Origin of the sequence: Pseudoalteromonas sp. OF5H-5 (genome assembly GCF_021530695.1) — a bacterium.
GTDB lineage: Bacteria > Pseudomonadota > Gammaproteobacteria > Enterobacterales > Alteromonadaceae > Pseudoalteromonas.
Window position 1 is genome coordinate 26,463 of sequence record NZ_JAKGBF010000015.1, and the last position, 18,937, is coordinate 45,399.

Below are 18,937 nucleotides of genomic sequence, written 5' to 3' on the forward strand. Positions count from 1 at the left end.
CTCATAAGATGTCACTTTGTTATCCAAACCTCAGGTTAACTAGGCAAATAACTGATGCACTTTTTTGCTCGGCAAAGCGAGGCGTTTAGCTTCTGCCACAACCAGCGGCTTCGACATAAGATAGCCTTGCGTTTGATGGCAATAAAGCCTTGATAACGTATCAAGCTGTGCTGCCGTTTCAATGCCCTCGGCTGTCACTACTAGATTAAAACTGTGCGCAATCGCGCAAATCGCTTCAATGAGTTGCGTCGCCTTACCACCCAGCTCAATGCCGGACATAAAAGCTCTATCTATTTTAATGCCATCCACGGGAAGATGATTGAGCCGGGCAAGGCTGCTATAACCTGTGCCAAAGTCATCAATATAGATGCCAAATCCCGCTTGATGAAGTTGCTCCAGCGGCCCTATAAGCATGTTTTCCTCTGCCATCATGGCGGATTCTGTCAACTCAAGCTTAATTTGTTTCATCGCAACATTTTCATCCTCACAGCGAGACACTAACCAATCGATAAATTCCTGCGACTGGAGTTGCAACGGAGAAACATTAACCGCGACAAAAAGGGTACTGTCTCCTATGGCATTGATAAAATTGAGCGCCTGATCAAATACCCAGCGACCAAGCTCTGAAATCTTCGCACATTGTTCTGCGATGGGAATAAACTCTGCGGGACTTACTTCTCCGAGCATTGGACTATTCCAGCGTAGTAGCGCTTCAAACCCTTTTAAATTCTGCCCTTTTTGACAATAGATGGGCTGCAAATTCAGGCTTAATTCGCGAGACATGACTATTGCCTGTAGCGCTTGCTCAATCTGGATCTTTCGACCCGCTTCGCAAGCGATAGCATTAGTGAATATATGATAAGTGTTCTTACCTCGCTTCTTTGCCTCATACATTGCAATATCGGCATCATGTAGTAGTTTCTCTGCATCGCAATGTAGACACGGAGCGGTAAAGTGACGTACGCCAACGCTACCACTTACACAATGACTGTTACCCTGATACAGAAATGGCGCTCGGATCCGCGCAAGAATATCTTCAAGCACCCCCTCAATTGGTTCAAGTAGATGCTCATCGTAAATAAGGACGGCGAATTCATCACCACCAAGCCGGGCAATATCGGCATAGCTACTAAGCAGCATACGCATTCTTGTTGCAAATTCAATAAGCAGCTTATCGCCGGCTTGATGGCCTAAGGTATCGTTTATTAGCTTAAAGCGGTCTAAGTCAATATATAGCAAAGTAAACTTGGCGCGTTTACGCTCACGAAGCTTATCAACCAAAGACACAAAGCTCTGACGATTTAGCAGATCGGTCAAGCTGTCATGTTGCGCTTTATATCGCAATTGCTCTTGGAACAGTTTAGCCTGAGTAATATCCGTCACTCTCCCCTCATACAGGCAACTATCCGGTTGATGCAGCCAATGCCCTGAATGTCTAAGCCAGATATGCTCTCCCGATTCTGCTTTTGCTAACCACTCCATTTCTTGGTGAGCTTGCTTCGTGGCAACAATCTGGTTCCACTGCTCATGACACTCAGAGTCTCGCATAAGCGCACTAAAGTCTGTATTTGGCGAAGGAATACGCCCACCAAAAAGTAACGCATTGAAAGCGGGGTTGGAGTCAATGATATAGCCCTCGCGGTCTAGTACAAATAAACCTTCATGGCTATTAACGAATAAACTCTTATACTTACGCTCTGCAGCGACCTGTTGCTGCAAAGCCCCTAAGCGCTTATTAGATTCGACTTGTAACCTGTGGTTAGACACCTCTAGGCTTTTAGTTCTTTCAACAACTAAATTATTGACAGTTTCATTGCGGTTTTTCAGTTGTCTTAGCTGGATCCACACCAATAAAATACAGGCGGCCAAAATACCTAAAAAGAGTATAATCAGTACGCTATGGTTATTTAACCAACTTGGATGTAAACACGCCTCATCATACAACTGCATGGTAATGGGCAAACCATAAAAATTAATGGTGTGTACCGCACTTGGCGTTAAATTCTGAAGGTCGAAACGTGTCTGCCAATCGGAGCTATAAATAATTTCTTTTTTTGAAGAGACCAATAAGTGTTGCTTACGCTGCTGATATAATTGGCCAAATAGTGAATCCAATAAAAAAGGTAACTCAAAACTTAATCCCAGTAGCGTTTTAAACTCTCCAAAACGCGGTTGCTCTATCAATACACTGAGTTTTTGCCTATTTGGCCGGACATAGGTCGTTAAGTCATTCTCATCCCGCTCTGCAAAAATATCTCTCTCAAGTACCTCCGCCTGCCCGACTGTCTGGCCAACTTCAGACACAGGTGCGGCACGGGTAACCACCAGCCATTGGTTAGCCTGATCATCTACATTGCCTCTAATTTTAAAGTCAAAATACCCTCTTTCTCGCTGCACTTTCTCTAATGTAGAGAATTGCTCAGGTGAAACCACTGCGTATGTTTCCATACTCAACCCTAAGTTCGCCGTGGTGAGCTGTGATTGCGCTATCTCATAAAAATCTGCATCTTGATGGGTGTTGAGGTAGGCATCTATCGAATACAGTAGGTGGGCAACGTGTTGCAACTTACTATCCAGTAAGTATTCTAATCGTGTCAACTCCTGCGCACTTTTGCTTTCTGATTGGTTCTGGTAGTAAATATTCGCTATCAAGCCAACATATATCAAACAAGCAAACAACAATATGAACCCCAACACAGGAAATCTTTGCTTAAAAACCTGTTGAGCACTATGGAGAATGGCATTTGTAAAAACGCGTCGTTTAAGTCTGGACATCTTCATCGAACATTGTATGCTACACCTATTCGATAATAATTCTTATTTGCAATGAATAAAAGTAAACTTTTTCTTTTTTTACTCTTTTGGGTACATTTTGATCAAGCGGTTGCGAAGCAACCCCACACCTCGCAAGTAAACGTCTATTCATTTAGAAAATATGAATTAATTCAACCTGTCCTCCAGGCATTTGAAAAAGAGACTGGGATCACCGTAAACCTCGTAAATGGTAAATCAGCACAACTGCTTGAGCGTCTCAAAAGCGATGGCGCGGACTCAAAGGCCGATGTGTTGCTCACCTCCGATCTAATTCAGCTGCATGATTACAAAGCACTACTGCGTCCTATCGACAAGATCACAAATTGGCAAGCAGTAAACCCTGAACTCAAGGATGATGATAAGCGTTGGCTCAGTGTTTCGATAAGGACACGCGCATTATTCCGTAAAAAAGGTGTTTCTACACCCTTGCCCGAGCACTTTTCGGATTTAGATAAATCGCTTTACAAGGGTAAATTTTGCATTCGCCAGTGGTCTCATAGTTATAACTTGACGTTAGCATCGAGCCTCTACGCTTCTTCAAATAGCAATGACTCCTCATGGCTCAACCACGCTAATACGCTATTAGCAAAGCGTCCTGCTGGAGGAGATAGAGATCAACTGCGAGCGCTTGCACAAGGCCAATGTGAATTTGCGCTGGCGAATCACTATTACTGGAGCATGATGCAGCACTCCGAGAATAAGCGCGATAAGGCACTTGCCGAACAGCTAGAGATCCACTTTCTGAAGATGCACTCGGGAAAAACGCCTATTTCTACCACCACGGTTGCGATAGCAAAGCATTCACCCAATGCACACAATGCCGAGCTATTTATTGATTTCTTGCTGAAACCGAGTACTCAATCCATGTATGCTAATTTGCTTCATGAATATCCTGTGATTCAGAGCTCGCAAACGGCTCCTACTCCATTTGTCCCCGCCACGAAACAGGTGAAGCTCGGCCTGCAGCAAGTGTCACGAGCCCAACGAGTTATTAACTCACTCAGCAAAGATCACTTGTAAGTCACAGTTAAATACAGGCACAGGCCCATCGAAAAGCTGCTGGCGGGTAAATGTTTTTGCAGGCTTGGGTCCCTGTAATGTCTGCACTGTATGTTCACGCTCGGCATACACTTGCTGGTAGGGGTGCTGCTCGGATTTCTCATGCCACGTGAGCGTAAGAGAATTACTTTTATAGATCCAACGCCCCCGATACTCAGTGCCAACCTGCTGCCAATGACCATTGGGTTTCAGCTGCAATTGGATAGAATCATCTTTACATTGGTGGGCAAACAATAGATCTGGCAATGCTTGAGCAGCTCTGTTTTGCACCAGATACAACCCCGCGTTATTCGGTGTATAACGGTGCCCTTCCATATTAAATTCTGAAATTGTCAGCGTATCAAAACCAATCTCTTTCACTACATATTCAATATCCCTAAGCCAATTGTCGCCTGAAGTCATCGGTGGAATATTTAATTGTGCACTCTCATATTGTAGCGGTACGGGAAGCTCGGTAAAACGATAATGAATATCTCGCTTTTCTAATGCTTGAACTAAGTTAGCTCTAGTACCTTCATCGAGGCCGGATTCAAAGATATGTAAAGTTTGGGTGCTACAGCCACTCAACAATAAAGTAGCAATTGCGAAAATACGTTGCATTGTCATCCTTGGTGTTACGCCTCGGTTTGAAATGCACCTTCCTAGGGAAGTATGCTTCAACCTCAGTCTTATTAATGCTTCAAATTAACACCTAGACAACCAATTTTCAACAGAAGATTTAGGGTAAAGAATATCTTTAAACAATCGATGCTGTTGATGACGTAAGTGCAGTTCCTGACTTGGCAGCCCTGCTTGCACCTGACTATGATGCTCATTAAATCGGGAGATGACAGAAAGCTTATCCTTGGCTTGTGTGAGAGACTCATTGACATAGTGACGTACATCATCCGCGGTCATTAGATCTGTCTTATCTACATTCATAAGCTCTTTTCTTAATGCTGTGCGAATACCCATCGTTGCCTCCATAAAATACTGATAAAAACAAATCGCGTGGACGGCGTGCAAGATACACACCAAATGCTTCAGTAATGTTAAAGACCCCGGATTTAACGAAAAAGTTTCGTCATTCACCGCAGTAATTTTATATACTGTCGTATAAGGCAATAAGACACTGGCTGTGTTAGGTAAATACGGCATGTTGAGGTTATGAAAATGCAAGATGGGTTTATTGAAATTGAGCTCGAAGAAGAGCCGATAGAATTGTGTAACCTTTTGAAAGTACTCGACTTAGCAGAAACTGGCGGACATGCTAAGTTATTGATCACTGAAGGTTGTGTAGCAGTCAACGATGAAATATGTACGCAAAAACGTAAAAAGATTTATTCAGGCGATATTCTGCATTTTGATGGTGATGAATTTCATTTAACCTTAGCACCTGATGCAACGCCGCAACCGCGTGCAGTTGCCACTCCACGCGCCGAAACGGCACCAACGCCGAGTAAGAAAAAACGACAAAAGTCAGGAAAATCTTACACACAAGTGGACAAAAATACAGGCCGAAAACCCATTTCCTTTGGCTAGCAATCTCACACGTTGACGTATTTAATTACAAAAACGCTCACCTTTTTAGTGCACCGATGCTTCGCGAAAGTGCACTTCCCCCTTGAAAAAGTGTCCAATCAACACTAGGACTATAGCAGTACAAAAAAACGGCAAGTCTGCAACTGGTACATTCTATGCACCTTGTTATGCATTTTTAGAACAAAACCAATTCATTTAATTGGATGCTCTACTTCCCTCTTATATAGAGCAAATCTTAAGTGCAGTTGGTATAAGGAAAGGGTCAAGCATGAATAATTCATATAACACTCTGACTCAGCTTACCGTCGGCGAGCGTCAGGTCCATATTCACTCACTTCCAGCTTTAAGCGATAGGGCAAGAAGATTACCGTTTTCGCTTAAAATTTTATTAGAAAATTTACTGCGTCATGAAGATGGCAAGAACGTGACTGCTCAAGACATCGATGCCTTACTCAACTGGAAGCCGGAAGATAAACCCAGTAAAGAAGTTGCATTTACGCCCGCGCGTGTCGTGATGCAAGATTTTACAGGCGTACCAGCCATCGTGGATCTTGCAGCAATGCGTGACGCTATGGCAAAACTCGGTGGCGATCCAAATAAAATCAATCCCTTATCACCCGCTGAAATGGTCATAGACCACTCTGTACAAGTAGACGAATATGGCCACGATGGCGCCTTTGATCTTAATGCAAAGTTAGAGTACCAACGCAACAAAGAGCGCTATGAATTTTTGCGCTGGGGGCAAGGCGCGTTTGACAATCTAAAAGTGGTGCCACCCGCAACCGGGATCGTGCACCAAGTTAACCTAGAGTATTTAGCACGTGTCGTATTCGAAAAAGAAATCGATGGTATGCCATTCGCCTACCCTGATACATTAGTGGGAACTGACTCTCATACCACAATGATCAACGGTCTTGGCATTTTAGGTTGGGGCGTAGGCGGCATTGAGGCCGAAGCCGCCATGCTTGGTCAGCCAATTTCGCTGCTCATTCCTCAGGTCGTTGGTTTTAAACTGGAAGGACAGTTGCCTGAAGGCACAACCGCAACTGATTTGGTACTCACCGTGACACAAATGCTACGTGAACACGGCGTAGTGGGTAAGTTTGTCGAATTCTTTGGTGATGGCTTAGCAGACTTACCACTTGCCGATCGTGCCACCATCGCCAACATGGCACCTGAATATGGGGCAACCTGCGGTATTTTCCCCATTGATAACGAAACCTTGGAGTATCTACGACTAACCAATCGTGATGAAGAAAAAATTGCATTAATCGAAGGTTATGCCAAACATCAAGGCATGTGGCGAGAACCAGGAGATGAACCACTTTACACCGACGTACTGACACTAGACTTAGCGACAGTGGTTCCAAGCCTTGCAGGTCCAAAGCGCCCACAAGATAGAATTCCTCTCAATGACGCAGGCAAAACAATTCAAGCCCATTTAGGTGAATTCCAACATGAGCGCAGTGAAAAAAATGCCGTGTCAGATCAAGATGAAGCTCGCACTGTTGGTGAAGGCGGGACTTCTCGAGTTGATCAAGATGAGCCCGCGACGCTTGGCGTCGGTAAGGTTACATTTAAAGATCAAGAGTTTGAATTAGTCGATGGCGCCTGCGTAATTGCCGCCATCACAAGTTGCACAAACACCTCTAATCCAAGTGTTATTCTTGCCGCAGGCCTTGTTGCACAAAAAGCAAAGACACTTGGCTTAAAGCCTAAGCCTTGGGTAAAAACCTCATTGGCTCCTGGCTCAAAAGTAGTTACCGATTACCTAAAACAAGCCGAGCTATTGGAACCTCTTGCTGAACTAGGTTTTGATTTAGTGGGCTATGGTTGTACGACTTGTATCGGCAACTCAGGTCCCTTACCGAAAGAAATTAACGAAGCCATCGTTAAACATCAGCTGGTTGTCAGTTCCATCTTATCAGGAAACCGCAACTTTGAGGGGCGGATCCACCAAGATGTAAAAATGAACTTTCTCGCCTCGCCGCCACTTGTTGTTGCCTATGCACTTGCAGGCCGCACTGATATCGATGTCTACAATGAGCCATTGTGCCAAACCGATGATGGCCAAGATGTGTTCTTAAAAGACATTTGGCCATCGGTCTCAGAAGTCAGTGAACTTGTGTCTCAGACAGTCACACAAGCCATGTTTGAGAAGAACTATGCAGACGTTTACCAAGGCGACCAACATTGGCAACAAATCGCGGTAAATCAGAGTGAGCGCTATGATTGGCAAGATAGCTCTACTTATATTCAAAAAGCCCCTTTCTTTGATGATATGAGTAAAGAACCACCAGGGATCCCAAGTATCAAAGGCGCACGCTGTCTCGCTAAACTGGGTGACTCAGTAACGACTGACCATATTTCTCCAGCAGGTAATATCAAGGCCTCGGCCCCAGCTGGGGAGTATTTACAAGCGCAAGGAGTGAAACAAGCTGATTTTAACTCTTACGGTTCGCGTCGTGGTAACCACGAAGTTATGATGCGAGGTACATTTGCAAACGTGCGCTTACGCAATCAATTGGCTCCAGGTACCGAAGGTGGTATTACTCGCCTATTGCCTGAGGGCGAACTTATGAGTATTTTCGATGCTGCGGAGCATTATCAGCAGCGTAATACGCCACTCGTTGTGCTCGCGGGCAGTGAGTACGGCACGGGTTCATCACGAGACTGGGCTGCTAAAGGGTCTTTACTACTTGGGATTAAAGCCGTACTTGCTAAAAGCTACGAGCGTATTCACCGTTCTAACCTCATTGGTATGGGGGTATTACCGCTACAATTTAAACCAGATGATGGCCACGAAGAACTGGGACTAACTGGCGAAGAAGAGTTTGAAATTGAAGGGATATACGACACATCAACCGAAGTGGTAGTCACGGCAACAAATGCGGATGGCAAAGAAATCAAGTTTTCGGCGGATATCCGGATCGATACCCCTAAAGAGTGGGAGTACTACCAACATGGCGGGATTTTACAGTACGTCTTAAGACAAATGCTATAGGCCTCATTTGGCAATACTTTAATGGAAAAGACGGCACCGGCCGTCTTTTTTAAAACCTTTGAGTGTAAATCAGCGTAATTGTATTGATGCCACCATCATCAAGCGCACTGCCAATTCCAAACTTCAGCGCCGATTGTGAACTAAACCAATAATCAGTCTGTAACTCCACTACGGATTGATCAAAATCATCTTCACGTAATCGAGCTGATGCAGAGATCTGCCAATTCTTAGCCAAATAATAGCCAGCATGGATCTGCCAAAAGTCGATGTCGGCTGCGACTTTTTGCATTTTTACATCCCATCCAACGCCATTATCAATCTCTGTATAACGAAAAAATGGCGCTATTGCCGTTTCTGTATCTCGTTCATCCACTCCGTAGTTATCAAATTCTGAGCGCTCACCAATGAGCGTAACACCAAGCTGCATATTCTCACTAACAAAACGTCCCACTTGTACCAGCGCTATCGTATCTCGCGTCGCAGTAAAAAGTGCAGAGTCATCTCTAAATTGAGTTACATCAACGGCAACTCGCCAGTCTCGTCCAATAAAGAACTCAGCATCAGCTTGATAAAGATGCCAATCATCATTTTTAAAACCACCTACAGAGAAGTTATTACTCTTTTGCAGATACCCCTGTAAACCATAGGGTGTACCATCATTCTCTAACTCAGTAAGGTAGTGTCGATACTGAACACCTAAGAATCCATCCTCAATCTCTAAAAACTCTCCGAAACCAACACTTACTTCGTGAGAGTTGGCCATACTGAAACCTGAATAAAATAACAGTCCTATCAGTGATAATGCTTTCATACTTTCCCCTTTATGTTAATGAAACGATTGTAACTACGAAAAAAAATCGCCATAGTAAAAAAATGTAAGCATATGTATTCAAAAGAGAGACAAGTATGGCAATCTGGTTTAAACCCGTAAGTGTAGAGTTATGCAAAAAGCTGGAAGATGGCATGACAGGTAAAGGTACGCTTATGAAAACGTTAGGGATAGAAATCAGCGAGGTGGGTGACGACTACTTAGTTGCTACTATGCCTGCGATTCCTGAACATCATAACCCCATGGGTATGGTCCATGGCGGCGCAAACGTTGCTTTAGCGGAAACCGTTGCAAGTTACGCAGCAAACTTTGTTGTAGATACCGAACAATTCTACTGTGTAGGGCAAGAGATCAATGCTAATCACTTAAAAGCATCGAGAACAGGCATGCTCACAGCTATAGCTAAGCCAGTGCACCTAGGAAAACGTTCATCTGTATGGGAGATCCGCATCACTAACAGTCGCAATGAACTATGCTGCATTTCCAGAATGACCGCCGCAGTGGTATCACGCTAAAACTTGATCTATCACAACTACAAAAAACCAAATCCACCTCATTATTATTGCAACACACAAAATAGTGAGGTGGTACTGTGTCAACTCAAAAGCTTTGGCCTCTGCATATGCTCATCGTAGCGGGATTGATTTTAATTTTCACGGGCCACACCATGTTAACGACCGACTGGCTGAATGATCTTGGTCCGAGCGGTTTTATAATTGGTGCGAGCTGTGTCGCGCTTGGTCTCATTTGTTCTTTACCGACTAAAATATATCTGACCATTTTGCTAATGCGTCGAGAGCACCGAGATTAGCGTATACCAGCTTGATATTGGGTTGGTTTTACTGCACCCTGAGCGTCTACGTTTATGAAGGTACTCAGTTTGTGGAAAAGGTCGACACCCTAATTATTGGCGCAGGCGTTGTAGGCTTAGCGATAGCAGCAAAGCTCAGCCAGAGCCGCAGCGTTATTGTTATCGATAAAGAATCTCGTGTTGGTGAGCATACGAGTAGCCGTAATAGTGAAGTGATCCATGCGGGCATTTACTATCCTTATGGTAGCTTAAAGCACCAGCTCTGTGTTCGAGGAAAAGCACTCCTTTACACGCACTGTGAGCAGCTAAACATTCCCTTTCAGCGACTCGGTAAATTCATTGTTGCGACAAACGCAGAGGAAGCGAAAAGCCTAGAACAAATTAAGACGCGTGCCCATGCTAACTCTGTCACGGATATTGACTTTGCTTCATCCAAGACCATCGAGCAACAGCTCAACTATTTGAAAATACATAGCGCACTATTCTCTCCCTCCACCGGTATTTTAGACAGCCACCAATTTATACTGTCACTCATCGCTGAGATTGAAAGTAATGGGGGGATTGTCGCAATGCAAAGTGAGTTTATTCACGCGCAGCAATTAGGCAGTGATTTTATTGTTGCGATGCGCTGCGATGGCGAGCAGTTCGAAATGGGCTGTGACCAGCTGATAAACAGCGCGGGGCTGAATGCCCCCGATGTGCTCAATAAAATTACCGGCGATAGCGACAAAGCCATCGCCTATTATTGTCGTGGCCGTTACTATCGCTATCATGGTAAGCACCCATTTCAACAGCTCATCTACCCTCTCCCTAACACGCATGGATTAGGCGTACACGCGACAGTAGATTTAGCTGGGCAACTCAAGTTTGGCCCTGATACCGAATATATTGAAAATATTGATTACCAGTTTGATGACTCCCAAAAAGCGCGCTTTGTCGCCGCAATAAAGCGGTACTGGCCAAGTCTGGATGAGAGTAGGCTTACAGCGGATTACACTGGGATAAGACCCAAACTAAGCAAAGAAAAGCAAAGTGACTTTGTAATTCAGTTCGAGGCAACACATGGAATATCAGGCTTTGTTAACTTAATGGCGATTGAGTCACCGGGATTGACCGCAAGTCTCGCCATTGCAGAATATATTGAACAACGACTTTAGCGCTGGTTTTCCTCCAGCGCCTTTTCAAGCTGTTTCGTTCTATCGTCCATCAGCTGTTGGATGTTTTTCGCATCTTCCATCACCTGTTTTACCGCTTTTGGATTTAATGCAGTTGGTAATGCCGAAGCGGTTTCTTTACTTACAGCTTGCGCTGGTTGTTTATTCAGAATACTTGTGTCTTCAGCTGCTATCACGGTAATTTTGCGCTCATCTAATTGATAGTACTGCGACTCGCCGTTTGGATTGGGTTTATCAGAGTAATGCCATTGTCCTTTAGCATCCTGCCAACGATACACTTGTACCCCAGATGTAGGTTGCTGAGTGTCGTCACTCACAAATTCCTTCGTGTGTGTTTTCACTTTATCAAACGCTGTCACACCTTGATCCGTTAATGCTGTTACCTGCTGCTCAACCTTGTTGGTCAACGAATTTACATTTAACCATGGCTTGCCATCAGGGCGCTTCAATACAAACAAACTGGCTAACGCCACCAGCATTATCATAATCATTAAGTAACTTGCGGCTTTCATCTTCATACTCTGACTTTCCTTAGAGCCCATACTTTAACAGTATCTGCTTAAATTGCTCCGTTTTTTTAAAGTCAGCATAAAAGTGATTAAAGTCATCACACAATTTTTTCGCTCTTTGAGTGCGGCCAAACTGCAATTGCAACGGCGCGACATCCGAAACGCCGCGCACGCTGATAGTACTTTTTAATACTGGATATTTCAGCTGTAACCAACGCAGTGTTGGTTCGCCAACAATAGAAAAAGCGAGACTTTTGTCACTTCCGCCCGCAAGCACGGACAAAATATCAAATTCTGAGTAATAGTCTTTGCGCTGCAGCATATTACTATCAAAATACGGCTCTAGCTGAGGATAGGTATAACCAAATCGACCTAAAAATAAATGCTCGTTTAAGCCATTTACATCAAATTGCTCAGCCTGCTTGTGTGTAACAAATACGTCTTCAATTGTGTAAATTGGCGCACTCCAACACATTTGCATAGTACCACGATACCAATGCTCTGACTCCATCCGCACATCGACATTTCCTCGTTCGATTTCTACAGTCGAACGTTTTTCGGGATAAACAGGGTAGTTTGGTTGGTAATGATATTGTGCTGCAAACAGCTCAAAAATATCAATGAGCACACCCCGTTCTTGGGCATGTTCGATAATGAACGGAGGATAATACTGTACTGCAAAGTTGACAAACGTTTTACTTTCTTCCGCAGTCTTGGCATGTCCGACAAAAGATAGAGTACAACTAAATAGCAATAATATCGTCTTTGGAAAGTAGATCAAAGCCACCTCCAAGACCTTGAACGAATAATAGACTAAGTATGACCGATCGCTGGGAATTTCCAAGTCAAAAAGCCAGCCACACTCAAATCTACTAAATGAATATTACGGATCTAAATACCATCACCATCAATATGCAACCCACACTCACGATTCAGACCGAAGAAACGTGTTTCTTCCTCAGTCATACCAGGTTCAAGCTTACGGGTGGTGTGAACATCCCCCATAGAAACATAACCTTGTTCCCAGAGCGGGTGATAAGGCAAATCAAACTTCGTAAGATATTGATACACGTCACGATTATGCCAGTCAATAATAGGGTAAAACTTGACCGTGCCGCGACTGAGCTCAACGATTGGCTTATCCGCACGCGTTGAAGACTGCTGACGACGTAAGCCACTGAACCAAGTGCCTGCGCCAAGTTCCCGTAACGCTTGAGTCATCGGCTCAACTTTGTTTAGGGTATTGTATTTTTTAATCCCTTCTTCGCCTTGCTCCCATAACTTACCATACACCGCCTCTTGCCAAGCAGGACTCTGCTTAGCACGGTATATCTTAAGATTGAGTGCCAAACGCTCTGACAGTGATTCAATAAATTGATACGTCTCAGGAAACAAATAGCCCGTATCGGTAAGTACCACGGGGATATCAGGCTGCTGCTGAGTCAAAAGATGTAACATAACCGCAGCTTGAATACCGAAACTAGAAGACAAAAAGTGAGTATCCGGTAAGTTTTCCAGTGCCCAAGCCACTCTCTGCTCGGCAGTTTTATCACTCAGTAGGGCATTAGCATCCGCGAGTAGCATCCGCTGAGTTGCGCTGTCCAGAGTCAATATTTGCTTAAAATCACTCATTTTCTCATCCAATGGGCAGCCTAGCTGCCCGTTCTAAATCAAGCGTGGAAATCAGTTTTTGACACTTTGACTTCCGCAACGATTTCTTTGCGGATGACATAGTCACCAAAACATTCATCTTCGTTGCGCTCACTGACCCACTGACCAATCAACTCATCTAGCGCTGGCAGGAAGACGTCTTCGCCGACATTCTCCAAGTACAGCTTAGGAATGCGAGTACCAGCACGGTTACCACCTAAATACATATTGTATTTACCAGGTCCTTTACCCACGAATCCAACCTCGGCTAGCATCGCTCGACCACAGCCGTTAGGGCAGCCAACTACACGAAGGATAATATTCTCTTCAGCAACCTCATGCTTGGCGAGCAACCCTTCTACCTTTGTCACAAGCTCAGGTAAATAACGCTCCGCCTCTGCCATCGCAAGTGGACACGTCGGTAGCGATACACACGCCATCGAGTTTTTACGCTGCTCTGAATGCTCGCTATCTATCAAACCATGCTCGCGGGCAATTTGTTCGATTTGCGCTTTATCCTCAGCTGCAACTCCAGCAATAATTAAGTTTTGGTTTGCAGTCATGCGGAAATCCCCTTTGTGGATTTCTGCAATTTTGCGACAACCTGTTTTAAGTGGTTTATCTGGGAAATCTAAAATACGGCCATTTTCGATAAACACCGTTAAGTGATGCTTACCATCAATACCTTCAACCCAACCAAAGCGGTCGCCACGGTGAGTGAATTCATAAGGACGGCTTGGCTCAAACTTCATACCGGCACGGTTTTCAACTTCCGCTTTAAACACCTCAGTACCAAATGTATCTAGCGTATATTTGGTTTTTGCATTTTTACGGTTTACTCGGTTACCCCAGTCACGTTGCACAGAAACCACATGCTCAGCAACGGCAAGTGTATGCTCAAGCGGAATAAAGCCAAGGTCATCAGCTTTACGTGGATAGGTATTAACGTCACCATGGGTCATCGCCAAACCACCACCCACTAGCACATTAAAGCCAATTAGCTTGCCCTCATCTGCAATAGCAACAAAGTTGAGGTCATTGGCATGCACATCGACTTCATTGTTCGGAGGGATAGTCACAGTAGTTTTGAACTTACGTGGTAAATACGTATCACCCAAAATCGGCTCTGCCGTTGTCTCTGTTTTTTCACCGTTCAGCCAGATCTCAGCGTAAGCTTTAGTTTTTGGTAGCAAGTGCTCTGAAATTTTAGCCGCCCACTCGTACGCTTCTTGGTGTAACTCAGACTCGACCGGGTTAGTTGTACATAACACGTTGCGGTTTACATCCCCCGCCGTCGCAATAGAATCGATACCTACGCTATTCAGCAGCTGATGCATCCCTTTGATGTTTGGCTTCAGTACACCGTGGAACTGGAAAGTTTGACGTGTTGTCAGACGAATGCTGCCATACATGGTTTTATCCGCTGCAAACTCGTCAATCGCCAACCACTGATGTGGTTTAATGATACCACCAGGCATACGAGCACGAAGCATCACGTTATGCAGTGGCTCAAGCCGTTGCTTAGTACGCTCTGGGCGGATATCGCGGTCGTCTTGCTGATACATACCGTGGAAACGGATCAATTGGAAGTTATCCGCAGTAAAGCCGCCGGTTAGTTGATCGGTCAGATCCGTTGAAATTGTGCCACGTAAGTGGGCACTTTGTGACTTCAAACGCTCATTATCAGAAAACTTTGCGTTTGCATCGAGCTTACTATTCGGTTTGATTTCAGAGTTGCTCATTGTCTTTCCTACATTAAAATTGGCTGACGGTATAACAAGACGCGTTAGTAAACGTCTTTCTGATAACGGTTTGCGCTACGCAATGCTTTAAGATATTGCTCAGCTTGTTCATCATCTTTCCCTCCATGGGTTTTAATGATGTCGATAAGTGCTTGGTGTACATCTTTGGCCATTCTGCTAGCGTCACCACAGACATAAAAATGAGCGCCCTTTTCAAGCCATGCAAATACAGCTTCGCCCTTCTCGCGCAGTCTATCTTGCACGTAAATCTTTTCTGCCTGATCACGACTAAATGCCAAATCTACATGTGTTAATAAACCCGACTTTACATACTTTTGAATTTCTACTTGATAAAGGAAATCTTCTGTAAAGTGTGGATTACCAAAGAACAGCCAGTTTTCACCCTCTGCGTCACGCGCCTCACGTTCTTGCAAGAAGGCTCTAAACGGTGCGATACCTGTACCTGGGCCAACCATGATCACAGGTGTGGCATTGTCGACAGGTAATCTAAAGTTATCGTTGTGCTCACTGAATACTTTCACTTTCGTGCCTTCTTCAGCACGATTCGCTAAATAACCTGAGCAGCCGCCAAAATGCTTTTCACCAAAGGTATCAAATTCAACTAAACCTACGGTTAAATGCACCTCTTCTTCCACCTCAGCTTGGCTTGACGCGATAGAGTACAAACGCGCTTGTAATTTGCGACAACAATCAACTAGCGCTTGCGCCTCAATGTTGGCAGGGTTTTGCTTTATCACATCAAAGATTTGACGTTCTTCGATATAAGCACGCAATGCCGCTTTATCGTTTGCAAGTGCGCTTAGCTCCTCATTCCCAGTCGCAATCGCATACTTTTCAACAAAGCCAGGATACGACTGTGTTAGCTCAAGATGTTCAATCAACGCCGTTTCTAATGAAACGGTGAGTTCACCTATTTTAACGGTTTGTGCTTTGTCGAGTTTTAAGACATCGATCACCGCCGCCACTTCTTGTGGGTCATTTAAGAAATACACGCCAAGTGAATCACCCGGCTGATAGGTGATATCAGAGCCTTCAAGCGAAATTTCAATGTGACGCACATCTTTGCTTGAGTTTCTGCCAGTGATCTTTTGTACCACACTCAGCTCGGCCGCGAATGGGTTTTGCTTTGTATATTGACTAGCTGCGGCCTGAGGAGCACCAAACGGCATGCTGATAACGTTACCACCACCTGCTTGCTGCTGAGCTTTAAGCGCAGGCTCTAATGCATCTAGCGCCTGTGCGATCCACGCCTCGGCTTCAGCTTCATAATCCACATCTAAGTCAGCTCGCGGCACAACAATTTCAGCACCAAGGGCAGCCAAGCGCGCTTCAAAATCCTTTGCCGTTTGGCAGAAGAATTCATAACTTGAATCACCAAGGCCAATCACAGCTTGCTTTACACCTTCCAGTTTAGGCGCTTTCTTACCCGCTAAGAATTCATGCAATGCTTCTGCATCTTCTGGTGGCTCCCCCTCTCCGTAAGTAGAGACAGCAATCACCAAGAATTTCTCTTTCTTCAGGTTGGCAGGTTTGTAGTCAGCCATATTGACCAACTTAGTCGTCAAGCCACGCGCTTCCGCCCGAGCTTTAATTTGGTTTGCAACCCCTTTTGCGTTACCGGTTTGTGAACCAAATAAAATAGTCAGAGGTGCAGACTCGTCAGCGCCCGCTGTTGCTTGTCCAGCAATACCTGATAATGCAGCTGAATTTGCGGTTGCAGCTAAATAGCCACTCACCCATGCCTGTTGGATTGGATTTAACTCTCCAACTAAGCCTTGTAGTTTTTGCAGTTGTTCATGTGTCAGCGGACTTGCTGCAGCATTAAGTTGACTTAACAACATCATGGATCCCCGTACCCAAAAGGTTTGCTTGCTCATTGCATAACTGGCTCGCACGCAGCGTAGCCTACTTTTATTAGCGTGAAGCATACGTGGCAAATTGAGAGATCAAAAAGAATAGAATCTGCTTTTATATTCCTTTTAGTTATTGAAGGTTGAAAAGTCCAAAGAAAACAGATTAAAAGAAGTTCGATATTTAACCGTTAAAAAGTTTAACATTGCCGTAACAGTTTTGATGCAAAATCAAACTGTCATACACAGACAAATCAATAATACAGATAATCATAATAATGAGACTAAAAATGAAACACGGGAAATATATAAACCTAATACTCAGTTCTTATTGCTCAATACTCAGCTTAAGCGCTGCTGCAGAAGTTACAAATGGCAGTTTCGAGAGCTGGAGCGGTCAAGTCCCTAGTGGATGGACGACGATAGACTCGGGCATCACACTTAGCTCGGTTACGACACCAATAAAAGACGGTAATCTTGCCGCAGCGGTGCAGGTAACCACAGCAACGCAAAGTAGCACAGACTTACAACAGCAAGTAAACGTTGAAGCAGGTAAAAGCTATCAATTTAGCACTTGGGTCTATCACACGGAAGGTGGTGTCAAAGCACGATTAGTGGTGGACGGCTATCATGGCTATTCAGATCAGTTCAATGTCGGGCAGTGGCAACAACTTAGCTATACCTATACCGCAACCGCAACCACTGCGATTAATGTTGGCTTACGTTTTTACGATGGCAGTGGTTTTGACGGTAATGAAACTGTCTACGTTGACGGCTTTGGTCCAACTTCTACCACACCAGAGCCGCCTCAGAGCTGTCAAAATAATAGTGTCACTCTCGCTTTGATGACCGATAATTATGGTAGCGAAACAAGCTGGCAAATCACTAATACAGCAAACACAACCGTTGCTAGTGGTAGTGGCTATAGCAATAATCAATCGGTAAATGAAAACTTATGCCTTAACGACGGTAGTTATACCTTTACGATTTTAGACAGCTATGGCGACGGAATTTGTTGCACCAATGGTAATGGCCAGTATACCTTAACGCACGCGGGTACAACGCTCGCTTCCGGCGGCCAGTTCAGCAATCGTCAAGATCATACCTTTACGCTTGGCACAACCACGCCTCCTCCTTCAGGCGATGGTTACTATGCTTCCACTGCTGGACTGAGCGGTTATGCACTGAAAACAGAGTTACACCAGATTATTCGTAACCACCAATCACAAGGTTATTCTGCTATTTGGGGCTTTATCGATCAGAACGAGCGCGATCGCCATTTTGAAAAAGATAACAGCATCTTAGATCGCTACTCTGAGAAGCCAACGGCAAATGATAGTGTTAGCTATGTTTCTACAGGATCCCAGTGCGGCAGTTACAGAAGCGAAGGCGATTGCTATAACCGAGAACACTCCTTCCCCAAATCTTGGTTTGGCGGTCAAGTAGAACCGATGAATTCGGATATCCATCACATTTTTGCTTCTGATGGCTATGTAAATTCAAAGCGCAGTAACTATCCATTTGGTGAAGTAGGAAGCGCTTCTTATACCTCTAGTAACGGGAGTCGTCTAGGTTCAGCATCTGGTATTAATTACAGTGGCACTGTATTTGAGCCAATTGACAATTTCAAAGGCGATTTTGCTCGTGTCTACTTTTATATGGCAACACGTTATCAAGATGTGATTGCAAACTGGCAAAATAATACCAGCTACAGCAATGCAGTACTCAATGGCACACAACACCAGGTATTCGAAACTTGGGTCGTCAACATGCTAAAAAGATGGCATAACGAAGATCCTGTCGATGCCCTAGAGCAAGCGCGCAACCAAGCGGCTTATGAATTTCAGGGTAACCGAAATCCATTTGTAGACCATCCAGAGTTTGTCGAAGCAATTTGGTAACTATAAATAAAAAGAAATAAAAAAGGCCAGTAACTGGCCTTTTTTCAATAA

Annotated in this window: 16 protein-coding genes; 7 read left to right on the forward strand and 9 right to left on the reverse strand. The window is 44.5% G+C overall.

Annotation, left to right across the window (positions count from 1 at the left end; translation table 11 throughout):
• Positions 1-39: 39 nt before the first annotated feature.
• On the reverse strand, positions 40-2,598 hold the full coding sequence (locus tag L1271_RS19235) for a putative bifunctional diguanylate cyclase/phosphodiesterase (RefSeq protein WP_233525199.1): 2,559 nt from the start codon (positions 2,596-2,598) through the stop codon (positions 40-42).
• Positions 2,599-2,826: 228 nt separating this feature from the next.
• On the opposite strand from L1271_RS19235, the gene L1271_RS19240 reads away from it, so the two are divergent.
• Positions 2,827-3,834 (forward strand): extracellular solute-binding protein, encoded by a 1,008-nt coding sequence (locus L1271_RS19240; protein ID WP_102055939.1) that lies wholly within the window; start codon positions 2,827-2,829, stop codon positions 3,832-3,834.
• Here L1271_RS19240 and L1271_RS19245 read toward each other — a convergent pair.
• Both L1271_RS19245 and L1271_RS19250 read right to left on the reverse strand, forming a co-directional pair.
• Positions 3,811-4,473: a hypothetical protein gene (locus L1271_RS19245; RefSeq protein ID WP_010607807.1), complete on the reverse strand. Its 663-nt coding sequence runs from the start codon at positions 4,471-4,473 to the stop codon at positions 3,811-3,813. The two genes, L1271_RS19240 and L1271_RS19245, sit on opposite strands and share 24 nt — an antisense overlap.
• An 84-nt stretch (positions 4,474-4,557) precedes the next feature.
• Complete coding sequence (locus tag L1271_RS19250; RefSeq protein WP_010607806.1) at positions 4,558-4,827, reverse strand: hypothetical protein; 270 nt, start codon at positions 4,825-4,827, stop codon at positions 4,558-4,560.
• Between the two features lie 198 nt (positions 4,828-5,025).
• On the opposite strand from L1271_RS19250, the gene L1271_RS19255 reads away from it, so the two are divergent.
• Complete coding sequence (locus L1271_RS19255) at positions 5,026-5,394, forward strand: RNA-binding S4 domain-containing protein (RefSeq protein ID WP_235368567.1); 369 nt, start codon at positions 5,026-5,028, stop codon at positions 5,392-5,394.
• 268 nt (positions 5,395-5,662) lie between these two features.
• The gene (acnA, locus tag L1271_RS19260; RefSeq protein WP_010607804.1) at positions 5,663-8,398 is read left to right on the forward strand and encodes an aconitate hydratase AcnA; all 2,736 of its coding nucleotides are present in this window, start codon (positions 5,663-5,665) and stop codon (positions 8,396-8,398) included.
• A 49-nt stretch (positions 8,399-8,447) separates the two neighbouring features.
• On the opposite strand, the gene L1271_RS19265 is transcribed toward acnA, so the two are convergent.
• Complete coding sequence (locus L1271_RS19265; RefSeq protein WP_010607803.1) at positions 8,448-9,209, reverse strand: hypothetical protein; 762 nt, start codon at positions 9,207-9,209, stop codon at positions 8,448-8,450.
• A gap of 95 nt (positions 9,210-9,304) precedes the next feature.
• Between L1271_RS19265 and L1271_RS19270 the strand changes: the two genes are divergently transcribed.
• From L1271_RS19270 to L1271_RS19280, 3 genes are all read left to right on the forward strand, one after another.
• Positions 9,305-9,742, forward strand: coding sequence for a hotdog fold thioesterase (locus tag L1271_RS19270; protein WP_010607802.1), 438 nt, complete (start codon positions 9,305-9,307; stop codon positions 9,740-9,742).
• A gap of 77 nt (positions 9,743-9,819) precedes the next feature.
• Complete coding sequence (locus L1271_RS19275; protein WP_102055937.1) at positions 9,820-10,038, forward strand: hypothetical protein; 219 nt, start codon at positions 9,820-9,822, stop codon at positions 10,036-10,038.
• Positions 10,039-10,109: 71 nt separating this feature from the next.
• The gene (locus L1271_RS19280; protein ID WP_235368568.1) at positions 10,110-11,195 is read left to right on the forward strand and encodes an NAD(P)/FAD-dependent oxidoreductase; all 1,086 of its coding nucleotides are present in this window, start codon (positions 10,110-10,112) and stop codon (positions 11,193-11,195) included.
• Here the strand turns inward: L1271_RS19280 and L1271_RS19285 are convergent.
• The 5 genes from L1271_RS19285 to L1271_RS19305 all read right to left on the reverse strand — a co-directional run bounded on the left by L1271_RS19285 (position 11,192) and on the right by L1271_RS19305 (position 16,976).
• Positions 11,192-11,731 (reverse strand): DUF4124 domain-containing protein, encoded by a 540-nt coding sequence (locus L1271_RS19285; protein WP_235368569.1) that lies wholly within the window; start codon positions 11,729-11,731, stop codon positions 11,192-11,194. The two genes, L1271_RS19280 and L1271_RS19285, sit on opposite strands and share 4 nt — an antisense overlap.
• 13 nt (positions 11,732-11,744) lie before the next feature.
• On the reverse strand, positions 11,745-12,509 hold the full coding sequence (locus L1271_RS19290) for an amino acid ABC transporter substrate-binding protein (protein WP_102055933.1): 765 nt from the start codon (positions 12,507-12,509) through the stop codon (positions 11,745-11,747).
• Positions 12,510-12,613: 104 nt separating this feature from the next.
• Positions 12,614-13,354 (reverse strand): phosphoadenylyl-sulfate reductase, encoded by a 741-nt coding sequence (locus L1271_RS19295; RefSeq protein ID WP_010607797.1) that lies wholly within the window; start codon positions 13,352-13,354, stop codon positions 12,614-12,616.
• Between the two features lie 38 nt (positions 13,355-13,392).
• On the reverse strand, positions 13,393-15,114 hold the full coding sequence (cysI, locus tag L1271_RS19300; protein WP_235368570.1) for an assimilatory sulfite reductase (NADPH) hemoprotein subunit: 1,722 nt from the start codon (positions 15,112-15,114) through the stop codon (positions 13,393-13,395).
• Between the two features lie 44 nt (positions 15,115-15,158).
• Positions 15,159-16,976, reverse strand: a complete 1,818-nt coding sequence (locus L1271_RS19305; RefSeq protein WP_235368601.1) for an assimilatory sulfite reductase (NADPH) flavoprotein subunit — start codon at positions 16,974-16,976, stop codon at positions 15,159-15,161.
• 299 nt (positions 16,977-17,275) lie between these two features.
• On the opposite strand from L1271_RS19305, the gene L1271_RS19310 reads away from it, so the two are divergent.
• Positions 17,276-18,886, forward strand: a complete 1,611-nt coding sequence (locus tag L1271_RS19310) for an endonuclease (RefSeq protein WP_235368571.1) — start codon at positions 17,276-17,278, stop codon at positions 18,884-18,886.
• Positions 18,887-18,937: the final 51 nt, after the last annotated feature.

What these genes read in the sequence shown, in the direction of transcription:
- L1271_RS19240 (WP_102055939.1), top strand. Translation starts at nt 2,827, where the DNA reads ATGAATAAAAGTAAACTTTTTCTTTTTTTACTCTTTTGGGTACATTTT.
- L1271_RS19245 (WP_010607807.1), bottom strand. Translation starts at nt 4,473, where the DNA reads ATGCAACGTATTTTCGCAATTGCTACTTTATTGTTGAGTGGCTGTAGC.
- L1271_RS19250 (WP_010607806.1), bottom strand. Translation starts at nt 4,827, where the DNA reads ATGGGTATTCGCACAGCATTAAGAAAAGAGCTTATGAATGTAGATAAG.
- L1271_RS19255 (WP_235368567.1), top strand. Translation starts at nt 5,026, where the DNA reads ATGCAAGATGGGTTTATTGAAATTGAGCTCGAAGAAGAGCCGATAGAA.
- acnA (WP_010607804.1), top strand. Translation starts at nt 5,663, where the DNA reads ATGAATAATTCATATAACACTCTGACTCAGCTTACCGTCGGCGAGCGT.
- L1271_RS19265 (WP_010607803.1), bottom strand. Translation starts at nt 9,209, where the DNA reads ATGAAAGCATTATCACTGATAGGACTGTTATTTTATTCAGGTTTCAGT.
- L1271_RS19270 (WP_010607802.1), top strand. Translation starts at nt 9,305, where the DNA reads ATGGCAATCTGGTTTAAACCCGTAAGTGTAGAGTTATGCAAAAAGCTG.
- L1271_RS19285 (WP_235368569.1), bottom strand. Translation starts at nt 11,731, where the DNA reads ATGAAGATGAAAGCCGCAAGTTACTTAATGATTATGATAATGCTGGTG.
- L1271_RS19295 (WP_010607797.1), bottom strand. Translation starts at nt 13,354, where the DNA reads ATGAGTGATTTTAAGCAAATATTGACTCTGGACAGCGCAACTCAGCGG.
- cysI (WP_235368570.1), bottom strand. Translation starts at nt 15,114, where the DNA reads ATGAGCAACTCTGAAATCAAACCGAATAGTAAGCTCGATGCAAACGCA.
- L1271_RS19305 (WP_235368601.1), bottom strand. Translation starts at nt 16,976, where the DNA reads ATGTTGTTAAGTCAACTTAATGCTGCAGCAAGTCCGCTGACACATGAA.
- L1271_RS19310 (WP_235368571.1), top strand. Translation starts at nt 17,276, where the DNA reads ATGAAACACGGGAAATATATAAACCTAATACTCAGTTCTTATTGCTCA.